12 protein-coding genes and 1 tRNA gene are annotated in these 14,295 nt (G+C 44.6%); 4 read left to right on the plus strand and 9 right to left on the minus strand.

From position 1 onward, the window contains the following. Positions 1–244 precede the first annotated feature (244 nt). The 5 genes from HU824_RS03680 to HU824_RS03700 form a co-directional block, all read right to left on the minus strand. A complete protein-coding gene (locus HU824_RS03680) occupies positions 245–700 on the minus strand; it encodes a WbuC family cupin fold metalloprotein (protein ID WP_255260461.1) in 456 nt (151 codons plus the stop codon). After that, the gene (locus HU824_RS03685; protein WP_176468131.1) at positions 700–1,047 is read right to left on the minus strand and encodes a UpxY family transcription antiterminator; all 348 of its coding nucleotides are present in this window, start codon (positions 1,045–1,047) and stop codon (positions 700–702) included. Before HU824_RS03685 ends, HU824_RS03680 begins: the two co-directional genes overlap by 1 nt. After that, a complete protein-coding gene (locus HU824_RS03690; protein WP_136009240.1) occupies positions 1,026–2,132 on the minus strand; it encodes a Wzz/FepE/Etk N-terminal domain-containing protein in 1,107 nt (368 codons plus the stop codon). Before HU824_RS03690 ends, HU824_RS03685 begins: the two co-directional genes overlap by 22 nt. A gap of 8 nt (positions 2,133–2,140) precedes the next feature. Beyond that, positions 2,141–4,609: an SLBB domain-containing protein gene (locus HU824_RS03695; protein ID WP_176468132.1), complete on the minus strand. Its 2,469-nt coding sequence runs from the start codon at positions 4,607–4,609 to the stop codon at positions 2,141–2,143. Between the two features lie 587 nt (positions 4,610–5,196). Continuing rightward, positions 5,197–5,269 (minus strand) — tRNA-Thr (locus HU824_RS03700). 566 nt (positions 5,270–5,835) lie between these two features. Between HU824_RS03700 and mltG the strand changes: the two genes are divergently transcribed. The 4 genes from mltG to HU824_RS03720 all read left to right on the plus strand — a co-directional run bounded on the left by mltG (position 5,836) and on the right by HU824_RS03720 (position 10,459). Continuing rightward, complete coding sequence (gene mltG, locus HU824_RS03705) at positions 5,836–6,867, plus strand: endolytic transglycosylase MltG (protein WP_176468133.1); 1,032 nt, start codon at positions 5,836–5,838, stop codon at positions 6,865–6,867. Positions 6,868–6,942: 75 nt separating this feature from the next. Then, positions 6,943–8,535 carry a thiamine pyrophosphate-dependent enzyme gene (locus HU824_RS03710; protein WP_176468134.1) on the plus strand — a complete coding sequence of 531 codons (1,593 nt, stop codon included), beginning with the start codon at positions 6,943–6,945 and terminating at the stop codon, positions 8,533–8,535. Between the two features lie 4 nt (positions 8,536–8,539). Continuing rightward, positions 8,540–9,121, plus strand: a complete 582-nt coding sequence (locus HU824_RS03715) for an indolepyruvate oxidoreductase subunit beta (RefSeq protein ID WP_176468135.1) — start codon at positions 8,540–8,542, stop codon at positions 9,119–9,121. A gap of 30 nt (positions 9,122–9,151) precedes the next feature. After that, positions 9,152–10,459, plus strand: coding sequence for a phenylacetate--CoA ligase (locus HU824_RS03720; RefSeq protein ID WP_176468136.1), 1,308 nt, complete (start codon positions 9,152–9,154; stop codon positions 10,457–10,459). Positions 10,460–10,911: 452 nt separating this feature from the next. Here HU824_RS03720 and rplT read toward each other — a convergent pair whose 3' ends face one another. From rplT to thrS, 4 genes are all read right to left on the minus strand, one after another. After that, entirely contained in the window at positions 10,912–11,262 is a 351-nt protein-coding gene (gene rplT / locus HU824_RS03725; RefSeq protein WP_007214085.1) for a 50S ribosomal protein L20, read from the minus strand. Positions 11,263–11,362: 100 nt separating this feature from the next. Further along, the gene (gene rpmI / locus HU824_RS03730; RefSeq protein ID WP_016273436.1) at positions 11,363–11,560 is read right to left on the minus strand and encodes a 50S ribosomal protein L35; all 198 of its coding nucleotides are present in this window, start codon (positions 11,558–11,560) and stop codon (positions 11,363–11,365) included. 67 nt (positions 11,561–11,627) lie between these two features. Continuing rightward, a complete protein-coding gene (infC, locus tag HU824_RS03735; RefSeq protein WP_176468137.1) occupies positions 11,628–12,227 on the minus strand; it encodes a translation initiation factor IF-3 in 600 nt (199 codons plus the stop codon). A 121-nt stretch (positions 12,228–12,348) separates the two neighbouring features. After that, complete coding sequence (thrS, locus tag HU824_RS03740) at positions 12,349–14,289, minus strand: threonine--tRNA ligase (RefSeq protein ID WP_176468138.1); 1,941 nt, start codon at positions 14,287–14,289, stop codon at positions 12,349–12,351. Positions 14,290–14,295 lie beyond the last annotated feature (6 nt).

The following is a 14,295-nucleotide window of genomic DNA, read 5'->3' on the forward strand; positions in this document are numbered from 1 at the left end:
AGTTGCAGTCTGATTCAGCCTATAGTCATTTAAGACTAGTGTCAAAGTTAGTTCACTGCAACTCTACTTTTCAAATATACACTTATATTTTGTTGTGATATTTAATACTGCAAATGTAAATGTGTCAAAACCCTCTTTTTAACAAAATCACCCTTGCTACAGATATCTGTGACAGGGGTGATTTTCATATTTTTGGTGTTTTGACACATCCCCTTCTTTATGTTCTATCGGGGAAATGTTAAAGCTACTCCAACATCCTCTTCATAAAAGCCTCTATTCCCTCCACATCAGAAGCCTGAGGAGCCCACGAAGCCAAATCCTCTGAAGGCAGAGGCTGATATGGGCCTTTTTTAATTTCAAAAATAACAGTACCTGACTCCAAGGCAATAATACTATGCCATGTATTAGAAGGAATCTCCAGACCATATTTACCTTCCGAAGGATTGAGACATACCCTATCTGTTACATTGCCGGCATCATCATAGAAAAATGCCAGCAGACTTCCACGCAAAACCAGATAAGTTTCCTCCTTATCCGTATGACGGTGAGGAGGAAGATAAGTTCCAGGTTCCAAAGCATTCAGCAACCGATGAATAGGGGCATCCATAGACGCATGAAAATTATAATTCATACGTAAGCGGGAGTTCTCCTTAGCTTGTGAAGTAACGGTATCCAGCAGTTCTTCTGTTATCAGCTTCATCATAACTTCAGTAATTGAGCAAACTTGGCAGGAAGTTCTGCTTTTCCTGCTTCAATAGACAAACTTTTTCCTTCTTTATCTACTAATATAGCAGCCTTCTGCGAGGAAGCCAATGAAGTTACTTCCGCCACATTACCGGCAACAAACAAACATCCGGAGAAAAGAGGGGCAATCACCTTCCGGGTACGCCCCTTCCATTTTACAAACACAGCCTGCATCGGGCAATATGTAGTATATCCCGCAGCGTTCAAACACTGCATCAACTTATGCTCAGACTTGGGTGCTGTGTACAATGCATGCCAGCACATCATCTCATTATCCGTCATCATATTGTTTGCTTTTTCCATTCCTTTAATAAATCTTTTACAAATAATATCCATCCCACACTGCCGACACCTGCTAAGAACATGAAACCAATCAAAATCATCAATTTATTGGGCTTTGCAGGCTTTAAAGGTACCGTAGCCGGCTGAACAACCGTATATACCGGTGTAATCTCCTGCACCTTAGCTCTTGCCATCTGCAATTGTTGAGAAACTTGCGTATATACTTGATAGGCTAAATTCATTTCATTCTGTAAACGCTCTTGCTCTGCACGATAACTCAGCAATATTATATTCTGGTTTGCATCTACAAAATTAGCATATTTCTTCTGGGCATCCTCATAACTGGCCTTTGCTTCTCCGTAAAGTTTTTCGGTAAATGCCAAATCATGACGAGCCTTATTAGTCCGATAATCTGTGATGTAGTTCTGCAGGCAATGCATCACAGTATCCGTCAGTGAAGCAGATATCAAAGGATCCTGCATAGTAACAGACAAGGTTGTCACACCTGTCTTTTTGTCTACAGAAACAGAGATACGTTTACTTAAAGCATCTGCAATGGCAGCCTCATCTTTAGTAAGACGAAAAGGGTCCAGCTTTGCATCCCCCCCTTCCGGTTCATCCATAAACAAAGACAATGTCCATCCCAATACCTTAAAAGGAGCGGAAATAATTGCACTCCACCACGGAGAACGTTGTTCCTCTTTCAAATAAGTATATAAAGTTGTGTCAACTTTCGCTTTCTGATCCTTGACTCTAACATCGAACAGTTCAATCAGAAAAGGAGTAGAACTTACAATATCAGGATAGAGTTCGGGTGACAAAGCATCTTCACCGGAAGAAGTACCCAGATTGATACCCGCCATGGCAGCAAGAGCTCCCATACTTCCACCGGCAGACTTGCCACCGCTCTCCGGAGCCAAAGTTACACTTGTAGAGTACTCCTTAGGAATACTAAAAGCAACAACCAAACCTATAAGGGCAGCGATGCCACAGGCCTTAAAAACCAATTTGCGACTAGCCCATACTTTTTGGGCCAGTTCTATCAAATCTATCTCTTGTTCCTCAGGTTGTGGAGAAGATATGTTTTGTATTCTTTCTTCGCTCATAATTCAAATTACTTAAAGAGATTAACCATAGTCGCAATCATCGCTGCAATAGAAGCTGTCGTACTTCCCATTCCCAAAATTTCAGTAGTAGTCATCTTCTTTTTCTGCTCTTTACTTGGAACTATTATTTCACAACCAGGTTCAATTGCCTTCTTGTTTCCAGCTCTTAAACGAGAAACTGTACCATTCATGTATATTACATAGGCCTTGCGTTTCTTGGCATCGTTGCCAAAGCCACCAGCCTGATTGATGTAATATTTCAAGCTTTCACCCTTTTTATATAAAACTGTATTCGGATACATTACAGCACCGTTGATTTTCACTGTACTTACATACTCCGGAACAAACAACACATCTCCCTCACGAAGTACCATATCAGCATCTGAACCAGGATTTTTCAAGGCCTCTCCCAGATTTATACCTACAGAATAGGTATTGGACAAATCCAATCTTTTCACAGATATGGAATCTCCGCCTCCGGCTTGTGCCATACGCAGTGCATCTTCCTTACGACGGAATTCTTCTTCAGTCATTCTACGCATAAGACGTGCTCCTTTTATATAAGCATCGGGAGTTACCCCACCAGCCTTAGCTATCAAGTCACTCAAACGTTCATTCTTTTTCGATAGTGCATAATTACCGCCAAAAAGAACTTCTCCACCCACCATAACATTCTGTTGTTTAAAATAAGACGGACTCTTACGAACATAAACTTCATCAAAAGGTTCAAGATAAAAATCCTGACTTCCTTCTCCCAACAATAAGCCATCCTTCAAATCAAAAGAGAAATTCTGGCCTACCGTAGTACAGAAAGACGTACTTTTGGAATCTTTCATACGCCGTGCCACTTCAACCTTTGTTGTAGCCGCTGCCTCCAACAGACCACCAGCCTGCAACACCAAATCCTCTACTGTCATCTTATCAGAATAAAGATACGTACCCGGATTGGCTATTTCACCATAGATGGTAAGTGTAGCTTCTTCTTTCAAGTCATGAATACTTGGAATATATAAAATGTCATTCTTCTGCAAAGGAATATCTGCCGTTGTCCCGTTCAGCAAACCTTTTACATCTACTTGTATAATCTCATGCGACAAGTCTTCAAGCTCACGGTCGATTATAGCACGATTCAAGAATGCATCTCCGCGAAGTCCTTCCGCTTTCTTAATCAACTGCTTCACTGTATTCATTGTACCGTCCAACTGATATAAGCCTTCACGATATACGGCACCGCGGACTTCCACACGATTCTCAAAACGCTGTAAAACGGAGTCAACCGTAATCTTATCACCATCATCTATGCGGAATACGGAATAATCCATTTCATCCACATTATAAATTTGATGTTCACGTCCACTTTTACGAATTATACGTAATGCTTTCTTATAAGCATCACCCGTAAAACCACCTGAATACTTCAATAATGTACCTACGGTTTCAGTGGGTTTCATTTCATAAAACATCGGACGTTTTACCTTACCCAATATCTGTACCAATGACTGGTAAGGATCCACAAGAATCACATCACCATCCTGCAAACGGATGTCATCCTTCATTTTTCCTTCCATAAGCAAATCGTAAACATCCAAATCCGCTATTGTATTTCCATTGCGAATCACTTTAATACTGCGTAAACTACCAATCGGGTTTACACCACCTGCACGATATAGTGCATGGAATACGGAAGCAAATGATGAAAGGGTATAAGTTCCGGGCACCAGAACTTCACCCATAACGTTTACTTGAATAGAACGTATTTCCCCTAATGTCAATTTAACTTGGGTAGAAGGCACATTTCCAGTTACTCCGGAATATATTCTGGCAAACTCTTGTTTCAAATAATTATTGGCTTCCTTTACAGTTTTACCATTGAGATAAACCGGTCCCAGATTATTCACAAGGATGCTCCCTTCCGGAGATATCGTTTGCCGAATCGTTGTTTCAGAAGCCCCCCACACATCAATAATCACCTCGTCACCAGGTCCCAAACGATAGTTCTCGGGAGTAGCGACATTTACATTGGGCTCGAAAGTCAAATTATCGTTAGTAAAAATATTATGACCATAAATTTGCGAAGTCAGATACTCCGTCTCTTTCTCTTGGGGCAAGGAACGATTATCCATCATTTGTAAAGAATCTCCTGCAGCCACTGTTTGTCCGGCAGAATACGTTTCCGAAGTTGTACGCAACCCTTTGACCACACCACTCATTTCACCACGTTGACGAGAACGTTTCTCATCTTGCGTATTGCGCTGCGAATTTCCAGATTTGGAGTTTTCATACTTTTTCTGAATTCTTTCAACTTGTTCTTTTGTCACTCCCCGCCGCATTAATTCAGTAGTAATCTGCTTTTGATTTTTGCCCATCTGCTGAGCGTTTTTCACATACTGAACAACCTGATCATCTGACATCTGCTGAGCGAAAGCTACCCCTGACAAAATAAATACCAAAAAGAATAGTGCTATTAATTTACGCATAAGATGATTAACCTTTTGAGTTCTTGTAATAAATATAAATCGGGCGCAAAGGTAATATATTATTTTTATAATATACATTTATTCCACCTCTAAGTTTCAGAAAAAGCATTAAAAAGCTGTTCTTTTCACGCCTTTTCATTTGGTAGAAGAAAGCGGGGAAATTGACACTATTTTTTTATTTGTCCAATCAAAGCCCTTTTTTTCAATATAACCATGTTGCCCCAAGGCCAGTATAACTTTTCCCCATCCCCGTAGCTCCCACTTCCAGGGTGAGCATACAAGCTTCGAACAAGGCCATCATACAATAAGGATTCATTCATCATGCTTCTTAGCTTGGTGTTTATAATAGAAGCATCAGACCTTTAGCCACTCTTATTTTATGTCTGCTGTCCTTTAGAACTTTTGCCTTGAAAATAGCTAATTAAGGGTTACCATAATAGATTAAAATTTGAAGGATAAGTTTTGGATAAGTTATTTAGTCCACCAGTGGACTATGAATCCTTCTTAAAAAAAATCGAAGAATTATAAAACAAAAGCAGAAGCCTAATTGTTTCAAATATAAGACAATTAATGGGCTTCTGCTTTTGAGCCGCTAGCCAGACTTGAACTGGCGACCTACGCGTTACGAATGCGTTGCTCTACCAACTGAGCTATAGCGGCAATAAGCTTTTGTTTACGGGATGCAAAGGTACACCTTTATTTGAAAAGGCAAAAAGAATTTCTGTTTTTTTTGGAAATATTTTAGAGCCTGTTCAAATTTTCCTCGGTATAACTCAGATGAAGCGTGTCAACCAAATGGGCTATCTGCCCGAAAAGCGTTACGTTTCCTACTGTTCCGGTCTTGCTGCCAGCATTGACACGTTCCTCATCGAGCTGACATGCTGAGAAGCCGAAATATCCATCATGAAAAAACACAGTTCCAAAGCATTCCTAACTTCTTCTCTCGTAGTTAGTCACTGCCGTTTTTGAGGTATCCCCGGCACGGAAATCGCCATAGGAATTAAGCACGTCCGAAAAGCTGACACCTTCAACAATAGAATTTACCTTTGTCACGTCCGTTACACTCTCTGTCTTCTTAATAGCAATTCGGGTAAGGGTTGTCATTCGGCAGAGGCAGAAAGGAGGAAGATGGTAGAGATGTCAGCTATCGAATTAACTGATATGACTTGATGGTTTTCACTCCATTTTTTACTAACTTTGCCCAACTAAAGACATTGTAAAATAAAATGGAAAAGAAGAAAATCATTATCGGAACATTCATCGCACTGACTCTCATCGGAGCAGCTTGTGCAGGAACAGCATACTACTATCTGTTTGCCCCGCAATTCCATCCGCAAAAAACAGTCTATATCTATATAGACCGCGACGACACCACCGATTCCATATATAATAAGGTGAAACGACAAGGCCATCCCCGGAGCTTCAACGGCTTCCGCTGGATGGCCCAATACAAGAAATATCCCACAAACATACACACCGGACGCTACGCCATCCGACCGGGAGAAAATGTATATCACGTATTCAGCCGTCTGTACCGCGGATATCAAGAACCTATAAACCTCACCGTCGGCAGCGTACGCACGCTAGACCGCTTGGCACGCAGCGTAGGCAAACAGCTCATGATAGACTCCACCGAAATAGCCGGACTGATGAACGACTCCGCATTTCAACAAAAACTGGGATACACCAAAGAGACTATGCCTTGCCTCTTCATTCCCGAAACCTACCAAGTCTATTGGGACATGAACGCAGAAGAATTTTTCGAAAGAATGCAGAAAGAGCACCAGAAGTTCTGGAACCAGGAACGCTTAGATAAAGCCAATGCCATCGGAATGACCCCGACGGAAGTCTGTACCCTCGCGTCCATCGTCGAGGAAGAAACAAACAATAATTCCGAGAAACCGATGGTAGCAGGACTCTACATCAACCGCCTGCACACCGGCATGCCCCTGCAGGCCGACCCTACCATCAAATTTGCCTTGCAGGATTTCGGTTTGCGGAGAATTACAAATGCACATCTGGCGGTAGAATCACCCTACAATACCTACCTCAATGCCGGACTGCCTCCCGGCCCCATACGTATCCCTTCACCCATCGGACTGGATGCGGTGCTGAATTATACGAAACACAACTACCTCTACATGTGTGCCAAAGAGGACTTCTCGGGTACCCACAACTTCGCATCCAACTATGCCGAGCATATGAAAAATGCAAGAAAATATTGGAATGCATTAAACGAAAGAAAGATTTTCAAGTAATCTGCTGATAAAATAAAAGCAAAATCCTATATTTGCGTCTATAATAATCCATGACTAACACTTAAATATTCAGATATGAGCAAGCAACTCTTACTTGGCGATGAAGCCATTGCACAAGCTGCATTAGATGCCGGACTTTCGGGCGTATATGCCTATCCCGGCACTCCTTCTACGGAAATCACCGAATATATCCAGATGGCACCGGTTACTGCCGAAAAGAACATACATAACCGTTGGTGCTCTAACGAGAAAACTGCGATGGAGGCCGCCTTGGGCATGTCCTTTGCAGGCAAGCGTTCACTGGTGTGCATGAAGCACGTGGGTATGAACGTGGCCGCCGACTGTTTCATCAATTCTGCCATTACAGGAGTAAAAGGCGGTCTGATAGTCATTGCTGCCGACGACCCCAGCATGCACTCCTCACAGAACGAGCAGGACAGCCGTTTCTATGGCGACTTCTCCCTCATCCCGATGTACGAGCCAAGCAACCAGCAGGAAGCCTACGACATGGCGTACAACGGATTCAGCTTCTCCGAACAGACCGGCGAGCCCATCCTGATGCGCATGGTTACGCGCCTGGCCCACTCCCGCTCCGGCGTAGAGCGCAAGGAACGACAACCGCAGAATGAGATTTCCTTCAGCGACGACCCGCGTCAGTTCATCCTTCTGCCGGGTAATGCACGTAAACGCTACAAAGCATTGCTGCAGCGCCAGGACGAATTTATCAAAGCTTCTGAGAACTCCGCTTACAACAAATACACCGACGGTCCCAACAAAAAACTGGGCATCGTGGCATGCGGCATCGGCTACAACTACCTGATGGAGAACTATCCCGAAGGTTGCGAATATCCGGTACTGAAAATCGGACAATATCCGTTGCCCAAGAAACAGCTGATGCAGCTGGTAGAGGCGTGTGACGAGATTCTGGTACTGGAAGACGGGCAACCCTTCGTAGAAAAACAACTGAAAGGTTATCTGGGCATCGGCATCAACGTAAAAGGCCGCCTGGACGGTACCTTGGCGCAAGACGGAGAACTGAACCCGGACAGCGTGGCGCGTGCCATAGGCAAGGAGAACAAGGCTGAGTTCAGTGTTCCTTCTCTGGTAGAGATGCGCCCGCCCGCCTTGTGCGAAGGGTGCGGCCATCGCGACATGTACACGGTGCTGACCCAAGTATTGAAAGAAGAATATCCCACATACAAGGTATTCAGCGACATTGGTTGCTATACGCTTGGAGCCAATGCCCCATTCAACGCCATCAACTCTTGCGTGGATATGGGCGCATCCATCACCATGGCGAAGGGCGCTTCGGATGCCGGTCTGCATCCTGCCGTAGCCGTCATCGGCGACTCCACCTTCACCCACTCGGGCATGACGGGATTGCTGGATTGCGTCAACGAAAACGCCGACGTCACCATCGTCATCTCCGATAATGAAACCACCGCCATGACCGGAGGACAAGACTCTGCCGGCACCGGACGTCTGGAAGCCATCTGCGCCGGCATCGGTGTAGCCCCCGAACATATCCGCGTCGTAGTCCCCTTGAAGAAAAACTACGAGGAAATGAAGCAAATAATCCGGGAAGAAATCGAATACCACGGCGTATCCGTCATCATACCCCGCAGAGAATGTATCCAGACATTAGCACGCAAAAAAAGAAACAAGTAAAACCATGAAAAAAGACATCATACTTTCCGGCGTAGGAGGACAAGGTATCCTCTCCATCGCCACCGTAATCGGCAAAGCAGCCCTTAAGGACGGACTCTATATGAAGCAGGCAGAAGTACACGGCATGAGCCAGCGAGGCGGTGACGTGCAGTCCAATCTACGTATTAGCAACCAACCCATCGCTTCAGACCTCATTCCCACAGGAAAATGCGACCTCATCATCTCCCTGGAACCGATGGAGGCACTGCGCTACCTCCCCTACCTCAGCCCCGAAGGTTGGTTGGTGACCAATGAAGCTCCCTTCATCAACATCCCCAACTATCCTGCAGAAAAAGACATCAAGGCTGAAATCAACAAGTTGCCGCATAAAATCATGCTGAATGTGAACGAAGTGGCAAAAGAAGCAGGTTCTCCCCGCGTAGCAAACATCGTACTTCTGGGCGCCACCATCCCCTTCCTCGGCATCGACTATGCAAAGGTACAAGACAGTATCCGCGAAATCTTTCAGCGCAAAGGCGATGCTATTGTTGAGCTGAACCTCAAAGCATTGGCAGCAGGCAAAGAAATTGCAGAAAAACTGATATAAACTATAATTGACCCTAAATTTCACCATACCATGAATAACAAATACTGGGAAGAAGAGATTGAAACAATGCCCCGTGAGCAGTTGCGCGAACTGCAACTGCAACGGTTAAAGAAAACTGTCAGCATTGCCGCCAACTCGCCCTATTACAAAAAGGTATTCCAAGAGCATGGCATCACCGCCGACAGCATCCGGTCTGTAGAAGACATACGCAAGATACCCTTTACCACTAAGGCCGATATGCGCGCCAATTATCCTTTCGGATTAGTCGCAGGAAATATGCGTGAGGACGGAGTACGTATCCATTCTTCCAGTGGCACTACGGGCACACCGACAGTCATCGTACACTCTCAACACGATTTGGACTCTTGGGCTAACTTAGTGGCCCGCTGCCTCTATATGGTAGGCATCCGTAAGACGGATATTTTCCAAAACAGCTCCGGCTACGGCATGTTCACCGGAGGACTGGGTTTTCAGTATGGAGCAGAGCGTCTGGGTGCACTGACTGTTCCGGCCGCTGCCGGCAACAGCAAGCGCCAAATTAAGTTCATCACCGATTTCAAAACCACTGCCCTGCATGCTATTCCCAGCTATGCCATCCGTCTGGCCGAAGTATTCCAGGAAGAAGGTATAGACCCGGCCGGTACAAGTCTGAAAACGCTTGTAATCGGCGCCGAGCCCCACACAGACGAGCAACGCAGAAAGATTGAGCGCATGCTTGGTGTCAAAGCCTACAACAGCTTCGGTATGTCGGAAATGAATGGTCCCGGCGTAGCTTTCGAATGTACCGAACAAGACGGCATGCATTTTTGGGAAGATTGTTACCTGGTCGAAATCATCAATCCCGAAACCGGCGCCCCCGTACCGGAAGGTGAAATCGGCGAACTGGTACTGACAACCTTAGACAGAGAAATGATGCCGCTCATCCGTTATCGTACACGCGACCTTACCCGCATTCTGCCCGGCAAGTGCCCTTGCGGACGTACCCACATCCGTATAGACCGCATCAAAGGCCGTAGTGACGACATGTTCATCATCAAGGGAGTCAACATCTTCCCCATGCAGGTGGAAAAGGTGCTGGTACAATTCCCCGAATTGGGCAGCAATTACCTCATCACGCTCGAAACGGTCAACAATCAGGATGAAATGATTGTAGAAGTTGAGCTCAGCGACCTCTCTACCGACAACTATATCGAACTGGAGAAGATTCGCAAAGCAATCACCCGTCAGTTGAAAGATGAGATTCTGGTCACCCCGAAATTACGGTTGGTAAAGAAAGGCTCCCTACCACAGAGTGAAGGAAAAGCTGTGAGGGTAAAAGATTTGAGGAACAACAAATAAACCGTAAAACCTCTTTTCAAAACAGACCATCTGTTTCACAATCACCCGCATCCGCATAAAAAGAAAGAGGAACAGTTATCCAAACAGATTACCGTTCCTCTTTTATAGAAAGCCGCACCGATGATGTGATGAAACTCCGTATGACATGATTTGAGTGCTCCTCCTCTTTGTAATCCACCGACTCAAGAGTTACCCCGAAGGGCGTGGCCCGCCATTGAGAAGCGAAGCTTGTCTCGGTATTTCATAAAAATTGATGAGTTTCCCGATTCAATCAATGCGGCTATTTTTTCTATAACAAAGGTAATGAGTTTCTATGAAAGAAACAAGAAAAAGCAGCAAATTGTTTCAAGTCCTTTTAAAGTTTTCCTCCCTTCCAGGACTATCAGAAGACAAAAAGTGCTGACTACCAAAATAGTAATCAGCACCTTGCGATTTATTTGCTAACTGTGTTTTTACGCAGCCTTTGCTTTAGCAACGATAGCCTTGAAAGCTTCCGGATGGTTCATCGCTAAATCAGCCAATACTTTGCGGTTGATTTCGATACCGGCTTTGTGCAAAGCGCCCATCAGCTTAGAGTAAGACATACCTTCCAGACGAGCGGCAGCATTGATACGCTGAATCCACAAAGCACGGAAGTTTCTCTTCTTGTTCTTACGGTCACGGAACGCATAGGTCAAACCTTTCTCCCAAGTATTCTTGGCAACAGTCCAAACGTTCTTTCTTGCACCAAAGTAACCTCTGGTCAATTTCAAAATTTTCTTTCTTCTTGCTCTAGAAGCAACATGATTTACTGATCTTGGCATAGTTTTACTTGTTTTTGAATGTTAGCGCCGTTACTTCACGCAGCGGACTTAAAGCTAATGCATTCGGTTAATAACTTTAATACTTTTGTACGCTTTTCAATTACTTCATTGCTAAAAGCTCTTTCACTTGGCTTACATCTGTTGTACTGACAAGTGTAGAGTAGCACAAATTTCTTTTCTGCTTCTTAGTTTTCTTAGTCAAAATGTGACTATGAAAAGCGTGCTTTCTTTTGATTTTACCTGTTCCGGTAAGAGTAAATCTCTTTTTAGCACCGGAGTTAGTCTTCATCTTTGGCATCTTTTTTAAACTTTTTAATTATTAAATTATATGGCAACGCACTATACCTATGGCGTTACTCACTTCTTTATTCTTCTGTTTCAGCCGACACAGCCTTTGGCGCATCTTCTGCAGGCTTGGGAGCTACGTTCTTCTTCGGTGCCGTCATCTTCTTCGGAGAGAGCTGAATAATCATTCTCTTTCCTTCCAGAACCGGCATCTGGTCTACTTTCGCATAGTCTTCCAAGTCATTGGCAAAACGGAGCAGCAACACTTCTCCCTGCTCTTTGAACAAGATGGAACGGCCTTTAAAAAACACGTAGGCTTTCACCTTATCGCCATCTTCCAAAAAGCCTTTGGCATGCTTCAACTTGAAGTTATAGTCATGGTCATCAGTCTGAGGTCCAAAACGTATTTCCTTCACGTTTACCTTCACCTGCTTTGCCTTTTGCTCTTTCTGACGCTTCTTTAACTGGTAAAGAAATTTAGAATAATCAATAATACGACAAACAGGGGGTTGTGCATTCGGAGAAATCTCCACGAGATCCGCTTCATGTTCTTCAGCAAGTCTTAAAGCCTGCCCTATCGGATACACTTTTGGTTCTACTTCATCGCCCACTATGCGGACTTCTTTGGCCCGGATTTGTTCGTTAATCCGATGTTGCCCTTTTAAGCTGTCATTCTTCATTAAATAACGTTTACTTCCAGTTTGTTTCTTATTTACTATTCCCAAATTAATGTTTTATGTTAAGTAAAAGCAATCTTTAGAACATCCAATATATGCTATGCTTCTACAATTGGGCGCAAAGTTACCATTTATTTATCATATTCTGAACTTCTTCGTTCATTTTTTTGGCAAATTCTTCAAATTTCATGGTTCCTTTATCACCTTCTCCCTGCTTGCGGACAGCAACTTCCTTATTTTCAGCCTCCTTTTCACCTACAACCAGCATGTACGGAATACGCTTCATCTCATTGTCACGAATCTTACGACCAATCTTTTCATTGCGTTCGTCCACAATGGCACGGATGTCATATCTCTTCAAGTATTGTTTCACTTCATGCGCATAGTCGTTGAACTTCTCGCTGATAGGCAGAATAGCGACCTGGTCAGGAGTCAGCCACAACGGGAACTTGCCGGCCGTATGCTCAATAAGAACAGCCACAAAGCGTTCCATAGAACCGAACGGAGCACGGTGAACCATTACGGGACGGTGCTTCTGATTGTCGGCACCGGTATATTCCAGCTGGAAACGTTCCGGCAGATTGTAGTCTACCTGGATGGTACCCAGCTGCCAACGGCGACCGATGGCATCCTTCACCATAAAGTCCAGTTTAGGACCATAGAAAGCGGCTTCTCCATATTCTATTTTTGCCTTCAATCCCTTTTCTTCACAAGCTTCGATGATGGCGCGTTCTGCTTTTTCCCAGTTCTCGTCGCTACCGATATATTTTTCGCGGTTCACCTTGTCGCGCAAAGAAATCTGTGCCTCGAAGTTTTCGAAGTCCATAGATTCAAAAACGATGGAAATAATATCCATTACACGGAGGAACTCATCCTTTACTTGATCCGGACGACAGAAGATGTGCGCATCATCCTGCGTGAAACTGCGCACACGTGTCAATCCGTGCAACTCACCGCTCTGCTCATAACGGCAAACCGTACCGAACTCTGCCAGACGCAAAGGCAAATCTTTGTAAGAACGGGGTGAGTTTTTATAAATCATACAGTGGTGAGGGCAGTTCATCGGTTTCAAGAAGTACTCTTCCCCTTCTTCCGGTGTATGGATAGGCTGGAATGAGTCCTTACCATATTTTGCATAATGGCCGGAAGTGATGTAAAGCAATTTGTTGCCGATAGGCGGACACATTACCTCTTGATAATCGTAACGAGCCTGGATGCGGCGTAAGAAGTCCTGTAAGCGGATGCGCAGTGCAGTACCTTTTGGCAACCACATCGGAAGTCCCTTACCTACCGTGTCGGAGAACATGAACAAGTCCATCTCCTTACCGATTTTGCGGTGGTCGCGCTTCTTTGCCTCTTCCAGCAGAACGAGATACTCATCCAGCATCTTCTTCTTAGGGAAGGTGATACCATAGATACGGGTCATCATTTTACGGTCTTCTTGTCCACGCCAGTAAGCACCGGCAACGGAAGTCAGCTTAATAGCCTTGATAGGAGCTGTGGTCATCAAGTGAGGGCCACGGCACAAATCAGTAAACGCACCTTGCGTATAAGTAGTGATGTGACCGTCTTCCAATTCGGAAATCAGCTCGCATTTATAAGTTTCTCCACGGTCGCCGAACATCTTCAAAGCATCTGCCTTGGCAATGTCTTGTCTGACAACCGCTTCTTTCTTAGCCACCAATTCAGCCATTTTTTTCTCAATGACCGGAAGGTCGGCTTCCTTGATAGTCGTTTCACCCGGATCCACATCATAGTAGAAACCGTTTTCGATAGCAGGACCTATACCGAACTGGATGCCCGGATAGAGCTCTTGCAAAGCCTCGGCCAGCAAGTGGGCACTGGTATGCCAAAAGGCATGCTTGCCCTGCTCATCCTCCCATTTATAAAGAACCACTTCAGCGTCTTGCATGATAGGACGCCCCAAATCATAAGTTTCTCCGTTCACGCCACAAGCCAGCACATCCTGTGCCAGTCGCGAACTGATGCTTTCTGCAATCTGCAGTCCCGTTACTCCTTCGTTATATTCACGAACAGAGCCGTCTGGAAATGTTATCTTTATCATAGTTTA

The organism is Bacteroides sp. L10-4, assembly GCF_013373675.1.
GTDB lineage: Bacteria > Bacteroidota > Bacteroidia > Bacteroidales > Bacteroidaceae > Bacteroides > Bacteroides muris.

What these genes read in the sequence shown, in the direction of transcription:
- HU824_RS03715 (WP_176468135.1), top strand. Translation starts at nt 8,540, where the DNA reads ATGAAAAAAGACATCATACTTTCCGGCGTAGGAGGACAAGGTATCCTC.
- HU824_RS03720 (WP_176468136.1), top strand. Translation starts at nt 9,152, where the DNA reads ATGAATAACAAATACTGGGAAGAAGAGATTGAAACAATGCCCCGTGAG.
- HU824_RS03685 (WP_176468131.1), bottom strand. Translation starts at nt 1,047, where the DNA reads ATGGAAAAAGCAAACAATATGATGACGGATAATGAGATGATGTGCTGG.
- HU824_RS03695 (WP_176468132.1), bottom strand. Translation starts at nt 4,609, where the DNA reads ATGCGTAAATTAATAGCACTATTCTTTTTGGTATTTATTTTGTCAGGG.
- thrS (WP_176468138.1), bottom strand. Translation starts at nt 14,289, where the DNA reads ATGATAAAGATAACATTTCCAGACGGCTCTGTTCGTGAATATAACGAA.
- mltG (WP_176468133.1), top strand. Translation starts at nt 5,836, where the DNA reads ATGGAAAAGAAGAAAATCATTATCGGAACATTCATCGCACTGACTCTC.
- HU824_RS03680 (WP_255260461.1), bottom strand. Translation starts at nt 700, where the DNA reads ATGAAGCTGATAACAGAAGAACTGCTGGATACCGTTACTTCACAAGCT.
- rpmI (WP_016273436.1), bottom strand. Translation starts at nt 11,560, where the DNA reads ATGCCAAAGATGAAGACTAACTCCGGTGCTAAAAAGAGATTTACTCTT.
- rplT (WP_007214085.1), bottom strand. Translation starts at nt 11,262, where the DNA reads ATGCCAAGATCAGTAAATCATGTTGCTTCTAGAGCAAGAAGAAAGAAA.
- HU824_RS03710 (WP_176468134.1), top strand. Translation starts at nt 6,943, where the DNA reads ATGAGCAAGCAACTCTTACTTGGCGATGAAGCCATTGCACAAGCTGCA.
- infC (WP_176468137.1), bottom strand. Translation starts at nt 12,227, where the DNA reads ATGAAGAATGACAGCTTAAAAGGGCAACATCGGATTAACGAACAAATC.
- HU824_RS03690 (WP_136009240.1), bottom strand. Translation starts at nt 2,132, where the DNA reads ATGAGCGAAGAAAGAATACAAAACATATCTTCTCCACAACCTGAGGAA.